General features: G+C 71.2%; 19 protein-coding genes. 11 read left to right on the top strand and 8 right to left on the bottom strand.

The window, feature by feature from the left end; all coding sequences use genetic code 11:
• Positions 1 to 28 precede the first annotated feature (28 nt).
• The gene (locus ACIRB1_RS05185; protein WP_403464612.1) at positions 29 to 979 is read right to left on the bottom strand and encodes a protein phosphatase 2C domain-containing protein; all 951 of its coding nucleotides are present in this window, start codon (positions 977 to 979) and stop codon (positions 29 to 31) included.
• Positions 980 to 2,763: 1,784 nt separating this feature from the next.
• Between ACIRB1_RS05185 and ACIRB1_RS05190 the strand changes: the two genes are divergently transcribed.
• Together ACIRB1_RS05190 and ACIRB1_RS05195 are read left to right on the top strand one after the other, a co-directional pair.
• Positions 2,764 to 3,744: a helix-turn-helix domain-containing protein gene (locus ACIRB1_RS05190; RefSeq protein ID WP_352177707.1), complete on the top strand. Its 981-nt coding sequence runs from the start codon at positions 2,764 to 2,766 to the stop codon at positions 3,742 to 3,744.
• A 36-nt stretch (positions 3,745 to 3,780) separates the two neighbouring features.
• Positions 3,781 to 4,263: a DUF456 domain-containing protein gene (locus ACIRB1_RS05195; RefSeq protein ID WP_352177708.1), complete on the top strand. Its 483-nt coding sequence runs from the start codon at positions 3,781 to 3,783 to the stop codon at positions 4,261 to 4,263.
• 10 nt (positions 4,264 to 4,273) lie between these two features.
• Here the strand turns inward: ACIRB1_RS05195 and ACIRB1_RS05200 are convergent, their stop codons facing one another.
• Entirely contained in the window at positions 4,274 to 5,623 is a 1,350-nt protein-coding gene (locus ACIRB1_RS05200) for a GDSL-type esterase/lipase family protein (protein ID WP_352177709.1), read from the bottom strand.
• A gap of 180 nt (positions 5,624 to 5,803) precedes the next feature.
• Here ACIRB1_RS05200 and ACIRB1_RS05205 point away from each other — a divergent pair, with 180 nt between their 5' ends.
• Complete coding sequence (locus tag ACIRB1_RS05205) at positions 5,804 to 6,178, top strand: PPOX class F420-dependent oxidoreductase (RefSeq protein ID WP_352177710.1); 375 nt, start codon at positions 5,804 to 5,806, stop codon at positions 6,176 to 6,178.
• A 1-nt stretch (position 6,179) separates the two neighbouring features.
• Here ACIRB1_RS05205 and ACIRB1_RS05210 read toward each other — a convergent pair whose 3' ends face one another.
• From ACIRB1_RS05210 to ACIRB1_RS05235, 6 genes are all read right to left on the bottom strand, one after another.
• A complete protein-coding gene (locus ACIRB1_RS05210) occupies positions 6,180 to 6,689 on the bottom strand; it encodes a methylated-DNA--[protein]-cysteine S-methyltransferase (RefSeq protein WP_352177711.1) in 510 nt (169 codons plus the stop codon).
• Positions 6,686 to 8,137, bottom strand: a complete 1,452-nt coding sequence (locus ACIRB1_RS05215; RefSeq protein ID WP_403464906.1) for a DNA-3-methyladenine glycosylase 2 family protein — start codon at positions 8,135 to 8,137, stop codon at positions 6,686 to 6,688. Before ACIRB1_RS05215 ends, ACIRB1_RS05210 begins: the two co-directional genes overlap by 4 nt.
• 208 nt (positions 8,138 to 8,345) lie before the next feature.
• A complete protein-coding gene (rsgA, locus tag ACIRB1_RS05220) occupies positions 8,346 to 9,470 on the bottom strand; it encodes a ribosome small subunit-dependent GTPase A (protein WP_403464614.1) in 1,125 nt (374 codons plus the stop codon).
• A gap of 630 nt (positions 9,471 to 10,100) precedes the next feature.
• On the bottom strand, positions 10,101 to 11,597 hold the full coding sequence (locus tag ACIRB1_RS05225; RefSeq protein ID WP_403464615.1) for a cellulose binding domain-containing protein: 1,497 nt from the start codon (positions 11,595 to 11,597) through the stop codon (positions 10,101 to 10,103).
• Positions 11,598 to 11,811: 214 nt separating this feature from the next.
• The gene (locus tag ACIRB1_RS05230; protein WP_352177715.1) at positions 11,812 to 13,131 is read right to left on the bottom strand and encodes a radical SAM protein; all 1,320 of its coding nucleotides are present in this window, start codon (positions 13,129 to 13,131) and stop codon (positions 11,812 to 11,814) included.
• 392 nt (positions 13,132 to 13,523) lie between these two features.
• Positions 13,524 to 14,183 (bottom strand): pyridoxamine 5'-phosphate oxidase family protein, encoded by a 660-nt coding sequence (locus tag ACIRB1_RS05235; protein WP_352177716.1) that lies wholly within the window; start codon positions 14,181 to 14,183, stop codon positions 13,524 to 13,526.
• Between the two features lie 97 nt (positions 14,184 to 14,280).
• Between ACIRB1_RS05235 and ACIRB1_RS05240 the strand changes: the two genes are divergently transcribed.
• The 8 genes from ACIRB1_RS05240 (at position 14,281) to ACIRB1_RS05275 (ending at position 25,391) form a co-directional block, all read left to right on the top strand.
• On the top strand, positions 14,281 to 14,505 hold the full coding sequence (locus ACIRB1_RS05240; protein WP_403464616.1) for a hypothetical protein: 225 nt from the start codon (positions 14,281 to 14,283) through the stop codon (positions 14,503 to 14,505).
• Positions 14,502 to 15,746 (top strand): D-arabinono-1,4-lactone oxidase, encoded by a 1,245-nt coding sequence (locus tag ACIRB1_RS05245; protein ID WP_352177718.1) that lies wholly within the window; start codon positions 14,502 to 14,504, stop codon positions 15,744 to 15,746. The genes ACIRB1_RS05240 and ACIRB1_RS05245 overlap by 4 nt, the downstream gene beginning before the upstream one ends.
• Positions 15,747 to 15,907: 161 nt before the next feature.
• Entirely contained in the window at positions 15,908 to 17,164 is a 1,257-nt protein-coding gene (locus ACIRB1_RS05250) for an ROK family transcriptional regulator (protein WP_352177719.1), read from the top strand.
• 114 nt (positions 17,165 to 17,278) lie between these two features.
• Entirely contained in the window at positions 17,279 to 19,144 is a 1,866-nt protein-coding gene (locus tag ACIRB1_RS05255) for a glycoside hydrolase (protein WP_352178268.1), read from the top strand.
• Positions 19,145 to 19,355: 211 nt separating this feature from the next.
• Complete coding sequence (locus ACIRB1_RS05260) at positions 19,356 to 20,621, top strand: ABC transporter substrate-binding protein (RefSeq protein WP_403464617.1); 1,266 nt, start codon at positions 19,356 to 19,358, stop codon at positions 20,619 to 20,621.
• Positions 20,622 to 20,638: 17 nt separating this feature from the next.
• Positions 20,639 to 21,604, top strand: coding sequence for a sugar ABC transporter permease (locus ACIRB1_RS05265; protein WP_352177721.1), 966 nt, complete (start codon positions 20,639 to 20,641; stop codon positions 21,602 to 21,604).
• Positions 21,601 to 22,473, top strand: coding sequence for a carbohydrate ABC transporter permease (locus ACIRB1_RS05270; RefSeq protein WP_352177722.1), 873 nt, complete (start codon positions 21,601 to 21,603; stop codon positions 22,471 to 22,473). The genes ACIRB1_RS05265 and ACIRB1_RS05270 overlap by 4 nt, the downstream gene beginning before the upstream one ends.
• Before the next feature lie 29 nt (positions 22,474 to 22,502).
• Positions 22,503 to 25,391 carry a glycoside hydrolase family 2 TIM barrel-domain containing protein gene (locus ACIRB1_RS05275; RefSeq protein WP_403464618.1) on the top strand — a complete coding sequence of 963 codons (2,889 nt, stop codon included), beginning with the start codon at positions 22,503 to 22,505 and terminating at the stop codon, positions 25,389 to 25,391.

The following is a 25,391-nucleotide window of genomic DNA, read 5'->3' on the forward strand; positions in this document are numbered from 1 at the left end:
GGGTTCCATGAATTCACAGCCTCGGCACTCACGCCTCCCAAACGGCGGCGGCCGTGCGGTCGTCGGCGTAACCCTTGACCCGCACTTGGGTGTCCGCGAGGAAGGCGGCCAGGCCGGGCGGAGTGGTACCGGACCAGCGTCCCGCCAGATGGGCGGACAGCTCGGGCTCGCCGCGCAACGGTTCGGCCAGACCGCCGGTGCACATGAGCAGCGCGTCCCCCGGGCGGGCGACGGAGGCACGGAAGCGGAAGGGTTCGCGGGGTGGTTCGGGGGCGGGTTCGTACGGGCTCGGCGGGGTCGGAATCCCGAGGTCCATCGTCAGCCGGTCGCCCTCGGGGGTCTCGGCGGGCTTCGACCCGAACCCGACGACGGCCTCGCCGATCGCGTCGGCGACGCTGGGCTCGATGTCCTGCCACTCACCGTCACGCAGCCGGAAGAGCCCTCCCGGTCCGACCCCGAAGAACACGCGGGTACGGCACTCCGGGTGCGCGGGGAGGAGCAGGCAGCGCAGGCCGGCCGAGTACTCCTCCGGGTCGATGCCCTGTTCGGCGGCGCTGGCGCGGAGCTTGCCGAGGCTGCGGTCGGTGAGGCGGTGCAGCCCGGACTTCAGGTCCCCGCGCCGGGCGGCCCTGATGTCCTCGGACAGCCGCGCGTGGCTGCGCCCCACGGCCCGCGCGATCCAGTGACACGCCTCGGCAGCGGCCCGATGCGCCCCCGGCGTGGCCCTAGCCCCGGTCGCCATCGCCACCAGCACCAACGCCTGCTCCCCGGCCCCGAACCGCGCGGTCAGCAACGAGTCCCGCCGCGGCTCCCCCCTGAACCGCGCGGAGTCCCCCCGCACCGAAGCGGCCCGAATCGTGCTCGCCCCGTACCGCGCCCCGTCCAACACGGTGTCCGCGACCAGATCGTCCAGCTCGTCCGGGTCGGCGGGGGGCAGCGCGGTGGGCTCGGCGTCGTAGGTGGGAGGTCCGGAGCCCACGTAGTCGGGGGTGTGGGGTGGCGGGGGTGCGGTGGAGATGGCCTGCGGGGCGGGGGCTGTGGGGATGGCGGAGGGGGCGTCCGGACGGAGGTCCGCCGGGGCGGGGGCGGGGTTGCCGGCTGAGGGCTGGGGATAGGGACGCGGATCGTACGGGCGCGCGGGGCGGAGGGGCTGCGGGGCGGGCGCGGGGAGCCCGGGGGCGGCGGGCGGCTGGGGGTAGGGACGCGGGGTGGAGGAACCACCCGGACGGAAACCCTCCGGAGGGACGACGGGGCTGTCGGCCGGACGCGGCGGCACCACCGGCGACTCCGGAGCGACGCCCGCACGGAAACCCTCGCGAGGGGCGACGGGGTCGTCAGCCGAACGCGGCGGCACCACAGGTGGCCGCGGAGCGGAAAGCCCGTCCGGGCGGACATCCCCCGGAGGAACGGCCGGGCTCTCGGCAGGCGGCGCCGGAGCCGTCGGCCGCTGCGGATACGCGGGCGGGGAGATCGCACCGGGTGGCTGCGGAGGTGCCGTGGGCGGGATGCCGGGCTGGGTGTCCGCGGGGCGGCCCTGCCAGAGCGGCGCGGGCGGAGCATCCTTGCTGGGGACGGCCGGGGCGATGGGCGTGAACACCGGAGGCCCACCGTCCGGCTCCACACCGTCATCGGGAGCCGAAGGAGCGTAAGGCGTGAACACCGGAGGCTCGGCAACCGGCTCCACACCGTCACCGGGAACCGAAGGACCGAAAGGCGTGAACACCGGACGCTCCGTATCCGGCACCACACCATCACCGGGAGCCGAAGGAGCGTAAGGCGTGAACACCGGAGGCTCGTCAGCCGGCTCCACACCGTCACCGGGAGCCGAAGGACCGAAAGGCGTGAACACCGGAGGCTCGGCAACCGGGTCCGCGGCGGCGGGTCGCGCGGAGGTGCCCGCCGCGCGCGGCGCCGGTACACCCGACCCCGCCGAACGCGCTCCCTCGCCCGCCGAACCCACACCCGGCCCGGAACGCGCCCCCTCACCCACCGGCCCCGCACCTGCATCCACGCCCGCACCCGAAGCCGGACCCGGACCCGTACCGACACCCGGCCCAGAACCCGACCCCTCCCCCGGCCCGCGAAGCTCCACCGTCCCGGCCGCCGAAGCGAACCGGTCGTCGACGGAGTCCCCCGCGGCCGTCGGACCCGTGTCGTCCGCGGTGTCGTCGTACAGCTGGCTCCACCAGTCGTCGTCGTGACCGGTCGGCGTTCCCCCCTGCTGGCTCATGCCCCTAATTGTCCACCGCGCAGGCCAGTTGGAAACGGGGCGTCCGGAAAATCAGACGTGAGCCGGTCCTCGCACGGCGTGTCGGCGACGTACCGAACTCCCGTCCGACACAGGGCCGCCGGACGGTCCCACCCCCCACGGGAGAACCGCCCGGCGACGACCTGGGTGACCCCGGCCCCGACTCCCCTGCGTGCGAGCGCACGTCATGAGCCCGGGTCACGTTCCATATGACCGAATCCCGTTGCGAGTTCGGCCCACCCGGCCCGAGTGTGACCTGTCTTCCTGAAGATCCGCTGTGACTCCCGGCGGTCTCGTCCACAGCACGCCGTACGCGAACCCGCAGGCCAAGAAGGCCCAATACGGGCGTTGCGGGCGACAGTTGAGGCCCCCGTGACGCAACCTTGGCAGAGTGACGGGTGGTACGGCGATGATGTGCGGAGGCGGGTTCGCGCCGTGGCTGTTTCCCGCCACCGCGGCCGGTTCCGTCACCGCGCACCCCACGGGGTGGAGTCTTCGGGGAGGGACGGCGCCTGATGCTGGGAGCGATAGGCCTGGACGAGGCACATGAGTCGGCGTACCGGGCACTGGTGTCCGCCGGCGCCGCGGACGTGCCCGATCTCGCCCGCCGGCTGGCCCTCGGGGAGTACGAGACCGAGCGCGCCCTGCGCCGCCTGGAACGGCACGGGCTCGCGGCCCAGTCCTCCGCCCGCCCCGGCCGCTGGGTCGCCGCCCCGCCCGGGGTCGCCCTCGGCGCGCTGCTCACCCAGCAGCGGCACGAACTGGAGAAGGCGGAGCTGGCCGCCGCGCTGCTCGCCGAGGAGTACCGGGCGACCGCCGCCGAACCCGCCGTGCACGACCTGGTCGAGGTGGTGCTCGGCGCCGCGGCCGTCAGCCAGCGGTTCCTTCAGCTCCAGCTCGGCGCGACCGAGGAGGTGTGCGCGCTGGTCACCGGGAACCCGGTCGCCGTCACCGGCGGGGAGAACGACGCGGAGGAGCAGGCCGCCGACCGGGGTGTCCGCTACCGGGTCGTCCTCGAACGCGCCGCCCTCGACCTGCCCGACGGCCTCACCGAACTGACCGCCGCGCTCGGCCGGGACGAGCAGGTGCGGGTGGTCGACACCGTGCCGACGAAGCTGGTGGTCGCCGACCGCACCCTCGCGATGGTCCCGCTGACCTCGCACACCGCCGAGCCCGCCGCGCTCGTCGTGCACGCGAGCGGGCTGCTGGAGCTGCTCTGCGGGCTCTTCGAGTCGGTCTGGCGGGACGCGCTCCCGCTGCGCCTGGGCACCTCCGGCGCCACCGAGCAGCAGCCGGACGGCCCCGACGGCACGGACCTGGAGGTGCTGTCCCTGCTGCTGGCCGGGCTGACCGACGCCAGCGTCGCGAAACAGCTCGATCTGGGGCTGCGCACGGTCCAGCGCCGGGTGAAGCGGCTGATGGAGCTGAGCGGGGTGACGACCCGGCTGCAACTGGGCTGGCACGCGTACGAGCGGGGCTGGGTCGCCCGTAGCTGACCTGCGGTTTCACCGTCCGTCCCGCACGCTGGAGGGATGGGAGTGGCTGAACTCCTCCTGGTCGGCGTCGTCATCCTGCTCGGCCTGTGCGGAGTCCTGGTGCCCGGAGTGCCGGGATCGTGGCTGGTGTGGGCCGCGGTCCTGTGGTGGGCGCTGAAGGACCCGCAGCCGGTCGCCTGGGGCGTTCTCGTCGGCGCGACCGTCGTCCTCTTCCTCTCCCAGGTGGTCCGCTGGGTCCTGCCGCCGCGCCGGCTGCGCACGAGCGGGGCGACCCCCCGGATGGGCGTGTACGCCGGGGTCGGCGCGCTGCTCGGCTTCGTGCTGATCCCCGTGCTCGGCGCGATCCCCGGTTTCATGGCCGGGATCTACCTCCACGAACGTCTGCGCCTGGGCCGCCACGGCGAGGCGATGGCCGCCCTGCGTACGGCGATGCGCTCGGGCGGCTCCAGCGTGCTGACCGAGCTGTTCACCTGCCTGCTGATCATGGGCGCGTGGGTGGGCGCGGTGATCTGGGGCTGAGCCGGGCCCCTCAGCCGAGGGCGGTGAGGTCGACCGCGTCGGCGAGGGCCCGCATGCCCGCGTCGTTGAAGTGCAGGTGGTCGCCGGAGTCGTAGCCGGGCAGAATCCGCTGCGGCCGGGCCGGGTCGCGGACGGCGGCGTCGAAGTCGACGATCCCGTCGAAGGGCCCGCCGCCCCGGATGAACGTGTTGACCTTCTGCCGTACGGCCTCCCGCGCGGCCGTGAAGGCACCCGCGCCGCCGTACGGCGTGAGGGTCGCGCCGATGACGCGGATGCCGCGCGCGTGGGCGCGGGCCACGAGGGTGCGGTACGCGGCCTCGAAGGCGCCGGGGTCGGTGGCGTTCGGGTTGCCTTTGATGTCGTTGATGCCCTCGAGGACGATCAGCACCCGTGCGCCCGACCGGGAGAGGGCGTCCGCGTCGAGGCGGGAGAGAGCGCTCGGGCCCACGTCGTCGCGCAGCAGCCGGTTGCCGGAGATACCGGCGTTGAGGACACCGAGGCGGCGGTACGACGGCAGGGTGGCGAGGCGGGCGGCGAGGCGGTCGGGCCAGCGGTGGTTGGCGTCGGGGGTGGAGCCGTTGCCGTCGGTGAGGGAGTCGCCGAGGGCCACGACACTGCCGGCCGCCCGCGCGTCGAGGACGTCGACGCCGGTGACGTAGTACCAGGAGGTGGTGGTCGCCGTGTACGCGGAGCCATCCTCCTCGGCGGTCCGATTCCCTTGCGGGGCACGGTAGTTGGTCTGTCCGGCGGCGCGGTGGTAGGTCGCGGGGCCGGAGTCGCCCGGTGTGTGGACGGTGACCAGGAGGTCCGCCCCGTCGGGCACGGCGAGCGGGACGGGGTCGCTGACCAGGTCCTCGCCCGTCGGGATCGTGACCGCCGTGGCACCGGCGAAGGTGACGGTCCGCATCGAGCCGGGCACGGCGTCCGCTCCCGACTCCCGCAGCGCGACGGTCACCGCGTCGAGCCGGAGGGGCGCGGTACCCAGCCGGTTGGTGAGCCGCACGCGGGTGGCGCCGCCGCCGACACTGACGTGCACGACGTTGCGGAAGGAGGCGCCGGGGTGGGCCGGGACGGTTCCGGAGGGGGCGGCTTCCCAGGTGCCGGTCCAGGTGCCGAAGGGGTCGCGGGCCGGGGCTCCGGGACCGGAGGCGTCAGAAGCGGAGGCTTCAGGAGCGGAGGCTTCGGAGGCATCCGTTGTGAGAGCGGCGGTGTGCGGAGCGGCGGCTCGGGGAGCCGATGCCGTGGGCGCGGAGGCTGGGGGAGTCGCCGCGCCGGCGGTCTCCACCGTCCCCGCGGTGCCGACTGCCGCTCCCAGCCCGAGCACCAGCAGTCCTGCGACGACCCGTCCGGCCCCGACCATGTGCGTTCCACCTCTCCCACCAGCCACGACGAAGGCGACCGTGGCATGCGGGGACGGGTGGACGGCGGCGCATCACCGGTGCCGGGCGCCGCGTCCCCTGTCCGGCGTAGGACGGACCGCGGACGGCGGCCGGGACCGGAGGCCGATGCGCGGGGCGGGCGGGCGTGTTTGGCTGCGGGCATGACCGAATTCACCGAGGCCGAACGCGCGTACCTCACCTCGCAGCGGCTGGGCCGACTGGCCACCGTCGACCCCCAGGGCCAGCCGCAGGCGAACCCCGTCGGCTTCTTCCCGCAGGCCGACGGGACGATCCTGGTCGGCGGCTATGCGATGGGCACGACGAAGAAGTGGCGCAACCTGCGGAAGAACCCGAAGGTGGCGCTGGTCGTGGACGACATCGTCAGTGTCAGCCCCTGGAGGGTACGGGGCATCGACATCCGGGGTGAGGCCGAACTCCTCGTCGGACCGCATGAGTTGGGGCCGCACATGAGCGAAGAGGTGATCCGCATCCACCCCCGGCGAATCCACAGCTGGGGCCTGGAGACCGCAGGCTGACTCACCCCAGTACGTTCTCCAGGGTGAGGAGTCGGACCTTGCGGTCGAGGCCGCCCGCGTAGCCGGTCAGTGTTCCGTCGGCGCCGATCACGCGGTGGCAGGGGCGGACGACCAGCAACGGGTTGGCGCCGATCGCCCCGCCCACGGCCCGCACGGCGGCCCGGGGTGCGCCGATCCGCGCGGCGATCGCGCCGTACGTGGTCGTCGCGCCGTACGGCACGGAGTCCAGGGCGTTCCACACGCGTTCGCGGAATTCGGTGCCGGTGGTACGGAACTCCAGCTGGAATTCCTTGAGTTCACCGGCGAAGTAGGCGGCGAGCTGATCGCCGGCGGCACGGAAGGGACCGGGGTCCTGCCGCCACTCGGGCCGGACGCTGCGGCCGCCCTTCTGGCCGGGGACGGAGAGGGAAGTGAGGGCGCCGAACTCGTCGGCGGTGAGCAGGAGTTGACCGAGGGGGCTGTCGAAACTCGTCCAGCGGACGGCGGTCGGATCGGTCGTGGGGCCGGTCATCGGTGCTCCAACTCCCCTGCCGTGCGCAGGTGTTGTCCTTGTACGTGTTCCGCGTGCCGTTCGTGCCGCGCGTGCTTCAGGTGCTGGACGGCGTAGGAACGCCAGGGACGCCAGGCGTCCGGGGTGTCGGTGCCGGGCGGTGCCACGTCGGGGTCGCCGAGGGCGCGGGTGCGGATGACGGCGACGGTGGCGGCGTCCATGCCGGGCAGCGCGAGCAGGGCGGCCTGGGCGTCGTCCCGGTCGACACCGGCGTCGAGCCGTACGGTGCCGTCGGCCAGGGCGGTGGCGAGGGCGGACAGGGGTTCGCCGGGTGCGGCCTCCACCAGGGCGGACGGCTCGGGGAAGAGATGGGTGAGGCCGCCGGACGGGGCGTCGAGCGTCTTGCCGTACCGCAGCACCAGCCGCTCGGCCTCCACCCGGCCGACCAGTGCCCGTACGGCGAGTTCCTCCGGGTCGGCGGTGCCCGGTGAGCGCAGGCCGGGGCGGGCGGCGACCAGCGGGGCGAGCAGGGGGTCCTCGCCGAGCCGTTCGTCGACGGCGTACGGGTCGGCGTCGAGGTCGAAGAGCCGCCGTAGCCGCTGGACGGCGGTGGTCAGATCCCGGTGGTCGGTGAGGTGCAGCCGGGCGTCGAGCCAGCCGCCGGGGTGGGCGAGGGACGCGGCCTTGAGGACGCCGGGGCGTTCGTCGACGGCGACGATTCCGGTGCCGCAGGGGAGACGGAGGGTGCGGCGGTAGGTACGGCGGCCGGGGCTGCCGGTGATCTCCTCCACGCCGGGGACGGCCTCGCGGGCGAGCAGGTCGAAGACGGCGGCGGACTGGTAGGGGCCGCGGTGGGCGAGCCGCAGCGGGATTCCGGCGGAGGGGCCGCCGGCCGTCGCCCTGGACACGTGCGGCGCCCTGGTGGTCCGCAGCTCGGTCGGGGTCGACGCGTACACGGCGCGGATGGTGTCGTTGAACTGGCGCACGCTGGCGAACCCGGCCGCGAAGGCGACGTCGGTGATCGGCAGGTCGGTGGTCTGCACGAGCACGCGTGCGGTGTGCGCGCGCTGGGCCCGGGCGAGGGCGACGGGCCCGGCGCCGAGTTCGGCGGTGAGCTGCCGCTGGACCTGCCGTGCGCTGTATCCCAGCCGTACGGCGAGCCCGGCGACGCCCTCGCGGTCCACGACGCCGTCGCCGATCAGCCGCATGGCGCGGCCCACGACGTCCGCGCGCGCGTTCCACTCGGCCGACCCCGGCACGGCGTCCGGCCGGCACCGCCGGCAGGCCCGGAACCCCGAGCCCTGCGCGGCGGCGGCGGTCGCGAAGAAGCGCACGTTCCGCCGCTTCGGCGTCACCGCCGGGCAGCTGGGCCGGCAGTAGATCCCCGTCGTGACCACCGCGAAAAAGAACTCCCCGTCGAACCGGGCATCCCGGCTCCGCACGGCTTCGTACCTGGTCTCCTCGTCCATCACGGTGTCCAGTCTCCGCCATCCCCGGGGGTGGGGCTGGCGGAAATCGGACGTGGTGGTGGGGGCGGGTGCCGGGAAGCCCAGGCGGGCGCCGAGATCCCGGGCGCGGCCGACCGCGCGGAGCCGGACCGGACACCCAGGGCACGGGGGCACCGGGGCGCCAGGGCACCCGCCCGCCGACGAGCGGCCGGGACCGTACGCCCGCCCCCTACACCCAGCGCCCGCGCTTCGCCTCCATCGCCGCCTTGCCCTCCGCTCCCTTGCGTTTCCAGTCGCGGCGGAGTTCGGCTCGCATGCGGGCGTCCGTCTTGGCGACGATCCACTGGTTCTCGCGCATGAGCTTGCGGTAGCTGTCGAGGCGGCGTTCGGGGAGGGTGCCGGAGTCGACGGCGGCGAGGACGGCGCAGCCCGGTTCGGCGGTGTGGGCGCAGTCGTGGAAGCGGCACCGGGACGCCAGTTCCGCGATCTCGGCGAACACCTGGCCGACGCCGGTCTGCGCGTCCCACAGGCCGACCCCGCGCAATCCGGGGGTGTCGATCAGGACCCCACCGCCGGGCAGGGCGAGGAGGTTGCGCGTGGTGGTCGTATGGCGGCCCTTGCCGTCGACGTCACGCGTTACCTGGACGTCCATCACGTCCTCGCCCAGCAGCGCGTTCGCGAGCGTCGACTTGCCCGCGCCGGACTGTCCGAGCAGCACGGACGTACCCCCGGCGGCAACCGCGGCCAGCACGTCGGTGCCCTCCCCGGTGGCGGCGCTCACGGCCAGCACCGGCACACCCGGCGCGGCCGTCTCCACGTCCTGGACGAGATACGACAAGGTCACCGGGTCCGGCACGAGGTCGGCCTTGGTCAGCACGACCAGGGGCCGGGCACCGGACTCCCAGGCGAGCGCGAGGAACCGTTCGATACGGCCGAGGTCGAGATCCCCGGTCAGCGGCACCGCGACGATCGCGTGGTCGACGTTGGCCGCGAGGATCTGCCCCTCGGACCGCTTGGAGGAGGTGGAGCGCACGAAGGCGGTACGGCGGGGCAGATACGTCCGTACGTAGCGCGGGGTGCTGCCGTCGGGGTCGACGGCGACCCAGTCGCCGGTGCAGACGACGCGCAGCGGGTCGTTCGGGGTGACGAACGCGGTGTCGGCGCGCAGGGTGCCGTCGGCGGTGACGACGTCGCACTGGCCCCGGTCGACCCGGACGACACGGCCGGGCAGGAGCCCCTGCTCGGCGAATGGGGCGAACTCGGCCTCCCAGTCCGCGTCCCAGCCGTACGGCTGGAGCGGATGCACGGAAGCGGAAGACGACGAGAGCGAACCCGGGAGAGAAGAGAAAGACAAGGGGTGACCCTTCACAAGGGTGGCCCCGGCACCGCGCGCACAGACGCGGGAGAAGGAAAGAGGTCAGCCGGAGGCCACGGGAGTGGACTTGATGAACTTCCGGATGCGGGCAGAGCCCATCTCAGGTACAGCCATCGGTCACACCTCCCACAGGACAAGCCAAGTCACCGGCGGCAACGCACGGTTGCCGCTCCAACAGCATCAAGCCTAGAAGACACACGGGCCGCGGTGCCAGCGAATTACGGCACACCAACCGTCTCTCCCAGTCGGCTACGACGCCGACACCACATGGTCCGAGGCTGCGGCTCTCGACGGGTTCATGCCGGCCACGGTCGGCGAGACCGGCTGGCCGTGCATGCGGTTCCGGGGCGGACCGCCCGGGTTCCTGCACGTGCTCGACGCGACACCCTGGCCTTCGCCGACGTCCGGGGCAACCGGCAGTACATCTCCACCGGCAATCCGCGCGGCGACGACCGGGTCTCCCTGTTCCTCCTGGACCCCGCCCGGCAGGCCCGGCTGAAGCCGTCTCCTCAGCGCGGGCGGAGCCCATGTCGTGTCCCCGCGCACGGACTGGTACCAGACCCTGAGCCGCGAGGTGATCGCCGGACTCATCGGCGAGACGGGCCGGGGCTACTTGCAGGACGCGCCGTTGAGTGTGAAGCCGTACGGCGCCGAGTTCTTGCTGTTGTTCCAGGTGCCGAGGAGGCCGAAGGTGAAGCTGCCGTCCGCGGCGACGTGCTTGTTGTAGTCGGCGGCGGTGGCGGTGACCCGGGAGCCGTCCTGGGCGACGCTCGCGTCCCACATCTGGGTGACCTGCTGGCCGTCGCGGTAGGACCAGGCGAGGCGCCAATTGTCGAGCGCCTTGGTGGTGGTGACGGTGACGGTGGCCTGGAATCCGTCGGGCCACTGGTTGACGAGGTCGTAGGTGGCGTCGCAGCCCGCCGACGCGGCCGTGCCCGAGCCGGAGCCCGAACTCCTCGTGGGGTCCGCCGAGTTGCCCGCCGCCGTCGAGGCGGTGCCCTGAGGTTCCGTGTCGGGGTTCTTGTCCCCGGCATCGGTCGCCGTGCTGCTCACCGTGGGCCGGGGAGACACCGAGGACGTGCCCGAGGGATGGGCGCCGACGGACGACCGGGTGGAGCCGGGGTTGGCCACCGGCTGACGGTCGGCGTCGTCACGGGCCGCGTTGTCGTGGGCGGAGCCGCCCATCGGCATCATCGAGACGCCGAGCGCCACCAGGGACAGCAGCACCGCCGCGGCGAGCAGTCCGTTGCGCACCAGGCGCGCCTTGCTCGCGCCCTCCTTCGGTTCGCCCGCCTCCAGTTCGGCCACGGGACGCCCCGCGCCCAGCCGTACCTCGGCGGCCCGGCGGCGGCGCTCCAGATAGGCGAGCCCGCCCCAGCCGATGACGCCGCTCGCGAGGGCCGCGGGCAGTCCGCCGCCCGCGAGGCGCAGACAGGCGGCGGCCTCCGCGCACTGCACGCAGGTGGCGAGGTGCCGGGAGAGGTCCTCGGGGGTGTCGGCGGCGGGCGAACGGGTCACCGCGTCCAGCAGCCGCGCGTAGCTGCGGCACTCCGCGTCCATCGGTGTGTCGAGGTGGCTGCGGTGGCAGCGGTCCCTGAACAGGGCCCGTACCTGGGCGAGTTCGGTGGAGACGGCCGTCGGGTCGAGGCCGAGGCGGCGGGCCACGACGGGCAGCGGCAGGGCCTCCACCTCGGCCAGCCACAGCAGCGCCGCGTCCGCCTCCTGGAGGTCCCGCAGTCCGCGCAGGGCGATCGGGCGCTGCAACGGCATGCCGTGATAGCGGGCCGCCTTCTCGGAGTTGAGCCACAGCCGCAGGTCCGGGTCGAGCCGGTGCCCGCGCCCGGCCAGCTCCCACGCCGCCGCCGTGGTGCGTACGGCGGTCAGCAGCAGCGGTATCACCGGCAGCACCCGACGGGCCGGCCCGCGCATCAGGCCGGACCCGACGGACCGGGCCTCCTGGATGCCGAGGGCGAACGCCTCCCCGGCCAGCTCGGTGGCCGAGTCGGCTCCGGACGTGCACAGATCGGCGTAGGACAGCACGGCGTCCCAGCACTCGGTGAACAGTGCTGCCTCAGCGGCGTCCTGAGGAGTCGGCAGGTCGGGCATGGGTCTCCTGCATCCACGAATGACGGCCAACCAGCTGTGACAGTAAGCGAGTTGGAGGGGGGCTGCCTCGTGACAGGGCCAGAGCCTTTCACGCATCCGACACAACTGACAAGCCGCGTATTCAATTACGGTGACTGTCCGTCGCCTCTGTGCAGTTGTACGTGTCCGGGCCCCTCCCGGCTCACCCGTCGCAGGAGTTGGCCACACCGTTACCTTACAAAGGCGCGGGCTCCTCGGCGGGGAGACTGTCCATGAAGGAACTGACGGAGAAGACGGCGCGACCGGGGCCCGGTTCGCCGTATCCGGGCGGGGACTTGAGTCCGAAGTCCTCCATCGTGGCGCGGTACGCCTCCAGCAGCCGGATGTGGTACTCCAGCGGCGCACCCTGCGGATTCGCCTTGCCCAGCGGGGTGGTGGGCTCGGGGCACCAGGTCGTGAAGCGGGGCGTGATGCCCTGCGACATGAAGAAGCGCAGTCCCTCGGTCGTCGACGCGATCGCCTCGTCGACGGTCTTGAAGCCGAACGGCTCCGCCATCTCCACGCCGGCCACGAAGTTGGGGATCACATTGCGTGCGCCGAAGATCTCCGCGGAGTCGAGAATCCGCTTGTGCCACTCGTCGCGGCCGACGTACCGCTCCTTGCCCGGGCAGTGCAGCTTGAACAGATACTCGTCCCACACCTCGTAGTTGGGGTGGTAGATCTGCACGCCGTAGTCCTTGAAGCGCTGCACGTCGTCCTTCGGCAGCGCCTGCGCGACGACCTTGCCGATCCAGCGGCCGGGGAAGCGCTCCTCGATGGCCTTGGCGTAGTGGCCGTAGAAGTCGGCCTCGTCGCGCCCGGCGACCGTCTTGGTGATCGCGCCGCCGGTGAGGGTGTAGGCGGTGGACACCTTCGCGGTGTCGTACCGGTCGATGATCTCCAGGGCCTCGAGTACCTCCTCGACGTCCTTGACCCCGGTGTACGGGCGGCCCGCCGCCTTGTGCTGGCGCCAGTTGTGGTTGATGTCGCAGTACTGGCACTCCTCCTTGGCGCCGAAGTACTGGCAGACCCGGAAGACCGTCAGGTAGATCAGGTAGCCCCACTGGATGGTCGGGGCGACCTCCATGACGGACTTCCCGTTGGCGAGCTTGTGCCGGTAGTACTCCGGCATCGGCGGCACCCCGACGTCCGCGATCCGCTTGCCGTCGAGGTACAGCCCGAGGACCCCGTCGTCGTCGGCGGCCACGCGGTACGGCGAGGTCGGGTTCACCCGCACGGAGACGACGGTCCGCCGCAGGTCGTACGGGCCTCCGGTGAGGATGATCTCCTCCGGGGGGCGGCGCAGTGCGGCCTCGCCGAGCTCGGGCAGGGTGCCGTGGTCGAAGGAGAAGATGAAGTACGACTTCGGCTTGACCTCACCGCCCTCGTTGTCGCTGAGCGCGGACGGGTCGAAGGCGACACCCCCGCGGAGCAGGTCCTCCTTGAAGACGGCCTCCCGCGGCACATGCGGAAAGCGCTCCATCAGATCCTCGACCAGCGCGGTGCGGCTGCCCATCCCGTATCTCCTCCTGGCTAGGCGTACGACTCCTCACGGTATGCCCCCGGCGGTTGTGCGGTGCTCTCGGGGGGCGGTGTGGGGCGGTTTGGGTGGGGCGGGGTGGGACGGGGGTGAGGCTCGGGGTGTCTGCGGGGTGCGGGTGTCTGCGGGGTGCGGGTGTGTGTGGGTGGGGGCTGGGGTTGTGTGCCGAGTGCCGGTGCGTTGTGGCTGGGCGCGCAGTTCCCCGCGCCCCTGAGGGCATGGGGGTGGGTCGGGGTCGGGGCGGCAGCCCCGTGGCGGCAGCGGTGCGCAGCTGAGGGCATGCGGTGGGCAGGATTGGGCGGCAGCCCCTGACGGCACCGCTCGCAGCGGCACTGGAGCGCCACCGATCCGACGGGGTCGTTGTCCGGTCAGGTCTGTTCTGTTGCCGCTCTGCGGGCGATGTGTTCGGGTGTCGGGATGCCGGGAGGGAGTGCGGGGTCCGGCACGGGTGCGCCCCAGACCGGGGTGAGCGGGAGCGTGCCCGCCCACAGCCCCAGTTCCGCGTCCGGCCCGTCCCCGTCGTCGGGCGCACCGGCGCGGATCTTGACGGAGGCCTCGTCGAGGGAGAGGGCGAGCAGCGCGGTGGCCGCGAGTTCCTTGCGGCTCGGCTGTCTGGCGTACGACCACTGCCCCGGCGTCGCGTGTTCGGTCAGGCGCCGCAGCCCGGCCAGCTTCTCGTCCGGGTCGGTGACCTTGCGGGGCACCCCGTGGATCATCGCGCTGCGGTAGTTGACCCCGTGCTCGAAGACCGACCGGGCCAGCACCAGCCCGTCGACGTGCGTGACGGTGACGCACACGGGGGTGCCGCCCGCGAGGCTACGACTCGCGACGGACCCGTGGAAGTACAGCTCCCGCCCGTGCCTCCCGTACACCGTGGGTACGACGACCGGCCGCCCCTCGATCACGACCCCCAGGTGACAGACGAACCCCGCGTCCAGGATCGCGTCCAGGTCGGCACGGTCCAGGCTGCCCTGGTCGGCGAGGCGGCGATGGCGGGTGCGGTCGGTCTGCGGGAGGCGATCGGTCATATCGCCGGAGACTACCGATGTCGTAGATCAATTGCCATAGTTCAATTGAATACAGCGGTTGCATCGCATCTGTACGACTAAATCCGAAGCAAAGACGGTGCTGACATGCTTTGCGTACCAGCGCTTCGCGGACAAGCACGACGTCTTCACCGCCCTCGCCGCCTGCCGGCACCACACCGATACGCAGGCTCATCGGCTGCCGACTTATGCTGCGGCAGCAGCAGGAGTCCTCCTCGTCGGGCTGATCCACGCCCGGCTGTGGCGCACCGACCCCTGGGGCAGAACACGCGAACGCACGCTCCCGGAGGGACGGCAGGCATGACGGAGACGGTCACCAACTGGGCCGGCAACATCACCTACGCGGCGAAGGAACTCCACCGCCCGCGCTCACTCGACGCCCTCAGGACCCTCGTGGCCGAGAGCGCGCGGGTCCGGGTGCTGGGCAGCGGCCACTCCTTCAACGACATCGCCGAGCCGGGCCCCGACGGCACCCTGCTGTCGACCGCCGTGCTGCCGCCCGAGTTCGACATCGACACGACGGCCCGCACGGTACGGGTCTCGGGCGGCGTCCGGTACGCGGAGCTGGCCCGCCGGGTGGACGCGCAGGGGCTCGCGCTGCCCAACATGGCGTCCCTGCCGCACATTTCGGTGGCCGGCTCGGTGGCCACCGGCACCCATGGCTCCGGCGTCGGCAACGGCTCGCTCGCGTCGGCCGTGCGCGAGGTCGAGATCGTCACGGCGGACGGCTCCACGGTCACCATCGCGCGCGGCGACGACCGCTTCGAGGGTGCCGTGACCTCCCTGGGCGCGCTCGGTGTCGTCACCTTCCTCACCCTCGACCTGGAGCCCGCCTTCGAGGTCGAGCAGTATGTCTTCACCGAACTGCCGCTCGCCGGGCTGGACTTCGAGACGGTGGCCGCGTCGGCGTACAGCGTGAGTCTGTTCACCGACTGGCGGGCGCCGGGCTTCCGGCAGGTGTGGCTGAAGCGGCGCACCGACCAGCCGCGGGCCGACTTCCCGTGGGCCGCGCCCGCGACGGTGGCGCTGCACCCGGTGCCGGGGATGCCCGCGGTCAACACCACCGAGCAGTTCGGGGTGCCTGGGCCGTGGCACGAGCGACTCCCGCATTTCCGGGCGGAGTTCACGCCGAGCAGCGGGTCGGAGCTTCAGTCGGAGTACCTGCTGCCGCGTTCCACGGCGGTCGAGGCGCTGGCCGCGGTCGACGGCATCCGGGAGACGGTCTCCAGCGTGCTTCAGACCTGCGAGGTGCGGACGGTCGCCGCCGACGCGCAGTGGCTGAGCCCCTCGTACGGCCGGGACACGGTCGCCCTGCACTTCACCTGGATCGAGGACACGGAGGCGGTCCTGCCCGTGGTGCGGCGCCTGGAGGAGGCGCTCGACCCGTTCGACGCACGGCCGCACTGGGGCAAGGTGTTCACGACCCCGGCGGAGGTGCTGCGCGGGCGCTATCCGCGGCTCGGGGACTTCGCGGCGCTGGCACGGGGCCTCGACCCGGAGGGCAAGTTCGCCAACGCCTTCGTCCGAGACGTACTCGGCGACTGAGCGGGTGACCGGGCGGCGACCGGCTGCGCGACCGAGCGGCCGCCCGGTAGGAGCCGACTTTGTACAGCCCCTTTCCTAACCCCTTGTCGAACGCCGCTCCCGCGCCATAGCCTTGCCGCGCGCCGGTGCCGTCGTGCCTCGGCATGATGCGAGGGGGAGGGATGGCGGTCACTTCGGTGAAGCGCACATCACGTGACATCCGAACCGCGAACCGTTACGAGGTGCTGCGCCAGATCATCGCCGAATCGCCCACGTCCCGGCAGGAGTTGGCGGCCGCCACCGGGCTGAGCCTGGCCACGGTGGCCACGCTCGTCGGGGAGCTGCTCGACCTCCGTATGATCACGGAGGTCGGTTTCGAGGACTCGGCAGGGGGCCGCCCCCGGGGGCTCGTGGCGGTCAACGCGTCGGGGGGCGCGCTGATCGGCGTCGACATCGCGGAGACGTACGTCCATGTCGAGCTCTTCGACCTGGCGCTGAACGTCCTGGCCCGCGCCGACGAGGACATGCGTCCCGGTGAGAGCCTGCCGGAGCAGGTGGTGAGCCATGTGGCCGCCGCCGTCGGCTCGGTGGTCGCGCAGGCCGGCGTCGAGGGCGCGCGGGTGCTCGGGGTCGGGGTGAGCGTGCCGGGGCAGGTGGACCGCGCGACCGGTGTCTCGGAGTACGCGCCCAACTGGGACTGGCACGACGTGCCGTTGCTCGACCTGCTGTCCGAGGTCATCGCCTACCCACTGTACCTGGACAACCCGCTGCGCGCCTGCGCGGTCGCCGAGATGTGGTTCGGGGCGGCGCGCGGACGCGGGGACGCGGTGGTGGTCAACCTCGGCACCGGCGTCGGCGCGGGCCTCGCGCTCGGCGGGGCGCTGTACCGGGGCGTGAGCAACAGCGCGGGCGAGTGGGGCCATACGACGCTCGTCCTGGACGGCCGGCTGTGCCGCTGCGGCAACCACGGCTGCGTGGAGGCGTACGTCGGGGCGCCCGGAATCATGCTGAACCTGCGGGAGTTGAGCCCGCGCAGCCCGCTGCTTCACCCCGAGGACCAGACGGCCACCATCAACGCGCTGGCCGGCGGCGTGCGCGCGAACGACCCCGTGGCTCTCGACGTCGTGCGGGAGACGGCCCGTTACGTCGGCGCGGGCATCGCCAACCTGGTCAACATCCTCAACCCCGAAGTCGTCGTGCTCAGCAGCTGGGTCGCCCGCACGCTCGGCGAACCGCTGCTGCACGAGGTGCGCGAGGCCGTCCAACGGCACGCGCTCAGACGGCCGTTCGCCGCCACGCAGATCGTCCTCTCCCCCATCCTCACCGACCCGGCGTGCCTGGGCGCTGCGACGTTCGCGCTGGAAGGGGCACTCCAGTCGGTCGGGCAGCGGGGCGCCTCGGCGTCGAGGGCGCGAGTGCGTGGAGGCCAGAAGGGCTGAGCAAGGCCGTGCGCTCGACACCGACTTGGGCGCCCTCGCAGAAAAAGCACAGCCGGGCAAGCGCACCACCTCAGCAAGGAGCCGTACCGCACCACCTTCATGACGACGGAAGGGATGCACATGACCCACCCCCACCCGAGGAGAACGGTCCTCGTGACGGCGGCAGCCGCGCTCGCTGTCACCGGCGCCCTGCTCTCCGCCCCGCCCGCGACCGCCGACGGCGCCTCACCGGCCGAGGTCTCCCCGCACGCGGCCCAGACCATCGACGACATCGGCGCGTCCGGCGCCTGGTGGGTCAACGACCTCCAGCACTTCACCCCCGCCGCCCAGGCCAAGGTGGCCCAACTCCTGTTCTCGGCACAGGGGTTGAACCTCAGCTCGTACCGCTACAACATCGGCGGTGGCGGCACCGCGGTCACCACCCCGGCCCGCGCCGCACAGGACTTCCTCAACTCCGACGGCTCGTACGACTGGAGCAGGGACAAGGGCGGCCGGACCTTCCTCACGTACGCCGCGAAGTACGGCGTGCGGGACCTGATCGGCTTCGTCAACAGCGCGCCCGCACAGTGGACGACCAACGGGCAGAGCTGCGGCGGCCGGTTGAAGCCGGAGAACGAGGGCGACTACGCGCGGTACATCGCCGACGTCACCGCCCACTTCGCGCGGCAGGGCGCGAGATTCGACTACATCAGCCCCTTCAACGAGCCGAACAACGATTTCGGCGACTGCGGCCAGGAGGGCATGCAGGTCACCGTCGACCAACGCGACGACATCGTCCGGGCGTTGGGCGCCGAGCAGCGGGCCCGGCACCAGAGGACCTCGATCATCGCCGACGAGTCGAGCAGCACGGTCGGCTTCTCCACCGAGGTCCCGCAGTGGATCTCCCAGCCGGACACCGCGCAGTACGTCTCCAAGCTCGCGCACCACACGTACAACAACCCGAACGACGGCCAGTTGGGCAACGTCTACGAGACCGCGAAGACGGTCGGCAAGGACTCCTGGGCCACCGAGATCTGCTGCTTCGGCAAGGGCACCACGGGCTGGAACCAGGAGTACGACCCGACCATCGACAACGCCCTGCTGATGTCCCGCATCATCTACAAGGACTTCGCGACCTCGCACGACTCGGCGTTCCAGTGGTGGGTGGCCCTCGCCAGCGGCTACGGCACGGACCCGACCGCGCGCAACGACACCGGCTGGAACGACGGGCTGATCTACTACGACCCCGACTACGCGACGAACGGCAACCAGACCCTGTACTTCACCAAGCGGTACTACGCACTCGGCCAGTACAGCAAGTTCGTCACCCCGGGCTCGGTCGCGCACAACGTGACGGGCGCGCCGAGCGGCGTCGAGGTCAGCTCCTACGACCGGCACGGCACGTGGGTCGTCGTCGTCAACAACCAGAACACGACGGCCACTTCACTGAACCTGCACTTCAACAGCGGGACACCGCTGCGCGCGGCACAGGCCGTGCGGACGTCGGCCACGGAGAACTGGGCGAAGGCTGCCACGCCGGCCGTGAGCGGCTCCACGGTGTCCGCGTCGCTCGCGCCCCGCTCGATCACGACATACGTCTTCGACCGGAAGAGCGGCAAGGGCCAGAAGGGACAGGGGAGTTCGGCGATCACCGGCGCCCTCCGGGGCAACCAGTCCGGCAAGTGCCTGACCGCCGACGCCTCGGGAGCCGCGCTCGCCACCTGCACCGGCGGAGCCGAGCAGAGGTGGTCGTATGACGCGAAGGGCGGCCTGCGCACCGCCAACGGCTATCTGACGGCCGGGAGTTCGGGGCTGACGACCACGGCCGGCTTCACCGGCGCGCCGGACCAGCGCTGGCTGCTGAACGCCAACGGCCAGATCCTCAGCGAGGCGTCCGGGAAGTGCCTCGACGTGAGCGGGCAGGCGACCGCCGACGGCAGCAGGGTGATCCTCTACAGCTGCAACGGCGGGGCCAACGAGGCCTGGTCAAAGGTGTATTGACCATCTGAATACGGGGTGCTGGTCGCCTCCGCGGCGACCCGCGCCTTCGTCACGTCCGGTATTCCGAACGCCGCACAACGCTTCGCACAGACTTCGTCCAACCCCTTGCCGAAGGCTTAGGCGAAGGTTAACGTCCCGCACCGCACCTCGATTCGGGCCACGTGCCGCGGAGCCGTGGAGCCGCAGCCGCGCGAGAGACAAGGACGTCACCATGTCGGCACAGAGCAACAGCAACTGGTCCCGCCGATCGATATTCCGGGCGGCCGCAGGGATGGCGGCCGCGGGGACGCTGGCCGCTTGCGGCAGCAACAACGGGCGGGGCGCCAGCGGTGGTTCGGGCAAGCAGCTCACCCAGATGTTCCACGCGTACGGCGAGGCCGGGACGGAACAGGCCATCAAGCGCTACGCCAAGGCGTACTCCGGGGCGAACGTGACCACTCAGTGGATCACCAGCAGCGACTACGAGAGCAAGCTCTTCGCCACGCTGCTCACCAAGCACGCCCCCGACCTCTTCGAGTTCCACCCGCAGATCCAGATGGTGAAGAGCGGTCAGGTGGCCGACCTGAGCGACATCATCGATCCGGTCAAGTCCGACTTCAACCCGGCCGACATCGCCTCGCACACGGTGGACGGGAAGATCTACGGCGTCCGGATGATCGACGACCCGCAGTTCTTCTTCTACCGGCCCTCCCTGTTCAAGAAGGCCGGCGTGAAGGTTCCGGAGACCCTCGACGAGTTGATCGAGGCCGCCGCGAAGCTCACCACGGGCAAGGTCAAGGGCCTGTATCTCGGCAACGACCTGCACGCCGTCATCAGCCCGATGATCTGGTCAGCCGGTGCCGACACCCTCAACGACAAGAACGAGATCGCCTACCACACGCCGGGTGTCGTCGAGGGCATCAAGAAGATGCGCAAGCTGTTCACCAGCGGCGACCTGCTGCTCGATGCCCCGACGGACTACTGGGACCCGTCCGCCCTCAACCAGGGCCTGTGCGCCATCCAGTTCTGCGGCATGTGGGCGATGCCGCAGTTCCAGAAGGCGCTCGGCGACGACATCGGGGTCTTCCCGTTCCCGAAGACCATCGACTCGGGCAAGCAGTCGGTCTACAACGGCGGTTGGTCGATGTTCGTCAACGCCAAGGGCGCGAACGTCGACGCGGCCAAGGAGTACGTGAAGTGGCTGTGGATCGACCAGAAGAAGGACCAGGAGGACTGGGCCACCTCCTACGGCTTCCACATCCCGCCCCGTGCGTCGATCGCCGCCGAGGCCACCAAGCTCAAGTCCGGTCTGGCCGCCGAGGGCGTCAAGCTCTTCAACGAGTTCGGCCACTTCGACAACATCGGCTGGACCCAGGCGATGATCACCGCACTGGAGGACGTCTTCGCCAACTCCGTCCGCAAGGGCGGTGACCCGGAGGCCTCGCTCGACAAGGCCGACACGGCCGTGAATCGCGAGCTCAAGAAGCTGTTCGGATAGGCCGGGGCGGACCGGACATGTCGGCGACCACGACACGCGACCTCGCGAGCCCCGCCCCGGCTAAGGCCACCCCGGCCAAGCCGCGGCGGGGCCTGCGGGGCAGCCGTACCCTCAATTTCTGGCTCTTCATCGGCCCGTTCCTCGTCGGACTGATGATCTTCGTCTACGTCCCGATCGGCTGGAGCATCTACCTCAGCTTCTTCGAGGCGCGCTTCACCGTCACACCGAGCAGGTTCATCGGCTTCGACAACTACACCTACATGCTGACGAACCCCGACTTCGTCGGCTCGCTCGGCACGTTCACCGTCTTCGCCGCGTTCATCGTGCCCACCACCTGGGCGCTGTCCCTGGGCCTCGCCCTGCTGGTGAACCGGCTCAGGTTCATGCGGGCCTTCTTCCGGTCCGTGTTCTTCCTGCCGACCGCGTGCAGCTATGTCGCGGCGGCGCTGATCTGGAAGATGTCCATCTTCAGCGGCGTCCGCTTCGGCCTGATGAACACGGTCATCGGCTGGTTCGGCGTCGACAACATCGCCTGGCTGTCCAACCCCAGCCCGCCCTGGTACTGGTTCGTCATCGTCACCGCCCGCCTGTGGCTTCAGTCCGGCTTCTACATGATCCTCTTCCTGGCCGCGCTCCAGAACATCCCGGCGGAGCTGTACGAGGCCGCCGCGATCGACGGAGCCAAGCCGGGCTGGCAGACCTTCCGGCACATCACGCTGCCTCAGCTGCGGGCGACCTCGACCGCGGTGATCCTCCTGCTGCTCATCGCCGCCTACCAGGCCTTCGACGAGTTCTTCAACCTCCTGTCCAAGACCACCTGGGGCCGCCCGCCCCTCGTCGAGCTGTACTACACGGCCCTCGGCGAGAACCAGGACTACGGCGCGGGCAGCGCGGGGGCCGTGATTCTGACCGTGCTGATCGTCATCGTCACCCTGTTCCAGGGAAAGCTCATGGGCTTCGGCCGGGGAGAGGAGGCCAAGTGACCACCACCGCACCGCAGTTGAGGAAACCACGCGGCAAGAAGCGGCACGGCGTCCTCGGCAACACGGGGCTGTACCTCGCGACCGGCGTCGCCGCCTTCCTCTTCCTCGTCCCGTTCTACCTGCTGGTCCGCAACGCGCTCTCCACGGACGCCGAAATCACCGGGGAACACTGGAAGTTCTTCCCCACGCATCTTCAGTGGGGCAACGTCAGCGACCTCTTCGACGACACCTCGGTGGACTTCGCCCGGTCGATGTGGAACTCACTGGTCGTCGCCGTCTCCATGACCGTGGGCATCCTGCTGATCTGCTCGCTGGCCGGCTACGCCCTGGCCCGCATCCCGTACAAGCACTCCAACAAGATCTTCTATCTCGTCCTGGGCACCCTGATGGTTCCCACGGCCGTCACCTTCGTGCCCAGCTTCGTTCTCGTCTCGTCCCTCGGCTGGGTCGATACCTATCGGGGTCTCATCATCCCCGGCCTGTTCAGTGGTTTCACCTGCTTCCTCTTCCGGCAGTACTTCCTGGGGTTCCCGAAAGAGCTGGAGGAGGCGGCACGGGTGGACGGACTCGGCTACTGGGGCGCGTACTGGAAGGTCGTGGTGCCCAACTCGCTGAACTTCTTCGCCGCGATCGCCACGATCACCTTCATCAGCGGCTGGAACGCCTTCCTGTGGCCGCTGGTCATCGGCCAGGACCCGGGGGCCTGGACCGTCCAGGTCGCACTGTCCTCGTACATGACCAACCAGACCGTCGTGTTCCACCAGATCTTCATGGCCACCGCGATTTCCATCCTGCCCCTCGTCTTCGTGTTCCTCTTCCTCCAGCGCTGGCTGGTCCAGGGGATCGCGCAGACCGGCATCAAGGGCTGACACACCCGCCTCTCACGATCAGGAGACCGATGACTCCCAGCACCGCCGCCGGCCATCTCGAAGACGTCTCCCCGGGCAGCGGAGCCCTCCCACCCCGCGCCCGGTACGCGTCCCTGGACGCGAAGTCACTGTCACTGAACGGCAGTTGGCGTCTGCGTGTGTCGGCGACGGCCGACGCCGAGGACGACTCGTTCGCCGGGGAGGGCTACAACGCCGGGGACTGGGCCGAGGTCACGGTCCCCGGTCACTGGGTCCTGCAAGGGCACGGCTCCCCCATCTACACCAACCACCTCTACCCCTTCCCGGTCGACCCGCCCCGCGTCCCGACCGAGAACCCGACCGGCGACCATCTCCGCACCTTCGACCTGCCGTCCGAGTGGCCCTCGGACGGCGGGGCGGTGCTGCGCTTCGACGGCGTCGAGTCCTGCGCCCGGGTCTGGCTGAACGGCACGGACATCGGCGAGTTCAAGGGGTCGAGGCTGCCACACGAGTTCGCGGTCGGACACCTGCTGAAGCCCACCGGCAACGTCCTGGCCGTCCGCGTCCACCAGTGGTCCGCGGGCTCCTACCTGGAGGACCAGGACCAGTGGTGGCTGCCCGGCATCTTCCGTGACGTCACCCTGCTGCACCGCCCGCCGGGCAGTGCCCTCGACTTCTTCGTGCACGCCTCCTACGACCACGTCGGCGGCGCGGGCACCCTTCGCGTCGACTCCGACGTCGACGGCCGGGTCACCGTGCCCGCCCTGGACATCGATGTCGCGACGGGCGAGCCGGTCACCATGCCGGTGCGGCCATGGTCGGCCGAACTGCCGTATCTGTACGACGGTTTACTGACCACGGAAGGCGAACGCGTCCCCCTCCGCATCGGCTTCCGGACCGTGGAACTCTCCGACGGCCTGATCAAGGTCAACGGCAGGGCGATCCTCTTCAAGGGCGTCAACCGCCACGAGTGGCACCCGGAGAAGGGCCGCGCCCTGGACCTGGAGACCATGAGGGAGGACGTGCTGCTGATGAAGCGGCACAACATCAACGCGGTCCGCACCTCGCACTACCCGCCGCACCCCGACTTCCTGGACCTGTGCGACGAGTACGGCCTGTGGGTCATCGACGAGTGCGACCTGGAGACCCACGGTTTCACCGAACAGGCCTGGCGCGACAACCCCGTTGACGACGACCGCTGGACCCCGGCCCTGCTGGACCGCGCGGCCCGCATGGTGGAGCGCGACAAGAACCACCCGTCGATCGTCATCTGGTCGCTGGGCAACGAGGCCGGCACCGGGCGCGGTCTCACGGCGATGTCCGAGTGGATCCACGCCCGCGACAGCTCCCGCCTCGTGCACTACGAGGGCGACATCGACTGCCGTGACGCGGACGTCTATTCACGGATGTACGCCGACCACGCCGAGGTCGAACGCATCGGCAGGGGCCTGGACGGCGGCACCCGGAAGCGGCGCCAACTTCCCTTCATCCTCTGCGAGTACGCCCACGCCATGGGCAACGGCCCGGGCGGACTCGCCGACTACCAGCGCCTCTTCGAGTCGTACGACCGGCTCCAGGGCGGTTTCGTCTGGGAGTGGATCGACCACGGCATCGAGGACGAGCGCTTCGGCTTCGCGTACGGCGGTGACTTCGGCGAGGAGCTGCACGACGGGAACTTCGTCTGCGACGGCCTGATCTTCCCGGACCGCACGCCCTCCCCCGGTCTGATCGAGTACAAGAAGGTGATCGAGCCGGTCCGGATCACGGGCGACGGCGCGGACGGCACCGTACGCGTCACCAACGGTTACGACTTCGCCGACCTCTCCGCCCTGGCCTTCACCTGGTCGTACCAAGTGGACGGCGAGACGGTCGAGTCGGGCACCCTCACCGTGCCGTCGCTCGCCCCCGGCGAGTCCGCCGACGTCAAACTGCCCGAGCCGCCCGCGGCGTCCGACGGTGCCGAATCCCACTGGACCGTAAGGGCGTCGCTCGCGGCCGACACCGCCTGGGGCCCCGCCGGTCATGTCGTCGGCTGGGGGCAGTTCCCGGTCACGGCACGGCCGTCGCCGTCCGTCTCCGCTCTCGCCGGACCCGTGTCCGGGGAGCGGCGGATCACCCTCGGGCCGGCCGCCTTCGACGCCCGCACCGGCGAGTTGAGGACGATCGGCGCGGTGGACGTCACCGGTCTGCGTCTCGACGTATGGCGGGCGCCCACCGACAACGACGACGGCGCGTCCTGGCAGACGGACACCCGATTCGGGCCGCTCTGGCGGAAGTTCGGCCTGCACCGGATGCGACACCGCCTGGACGGGGTGGAGTTGAGCGAGGACGCGCTGACCGTCCGCACCCGGGTGGCGCCCGCCGCCTGGGAGATCGGGCTCGCCACGGTGTACCGCTGGACTTCGGACGGTACGCGGCTGCGGCTGACGGTGTCCGTGGCGCCCGAGGGCGACTGGTCCTTCCCGTTGCCGAGGCTGGGCATCCGGTTCGGGCTCGACGCGAGCGCCGACCGGGTGCGCTGGTTCGGCGGCGGTCCCGGCGAGGGATATCCGGACACCAAGTCGTCCTCGATACTGGGCCGTTGGGAGTCCACGGTCGACGACCTCCAGACCCCCTACCTCCGTCCGCAGGAGAACGGCGCCCGCCCGGACGTCCGTTGGGCGGAGCTGGGCGGGCTGCGGATCGACGGTGATCCGGAGTTCTGGTTGACGGCCCGCCGCTGGACGACGGAGCAGCTGGACGCGGCCACCCACCGCACCGGCCTCACCCCCGGCACCGCGTCCAACAACGACTCCGCGGGTGTGTGGGTGAACCTCGACCACGGCCAGCACGGCATCGGCTCGCAGTCCTGCGGCCCCGGCCCGCTCCCGCGGTACTTCCTGAACGCCCGACCGGCCGAGTTCTCCTTCGTGTTCTCGGAAACCCCGGAGACCAGTTGA

This window comes from Streptomyces sp. NPDC096013 (assembly GCF_044763565.1).
In the GTDB taxonomy this organism is placed as follows: domain Bacteria; phylum Actinomycetota; class Actinomycetes; order Streptomycetales; family Streptomycetaceae; genus Streptomyces.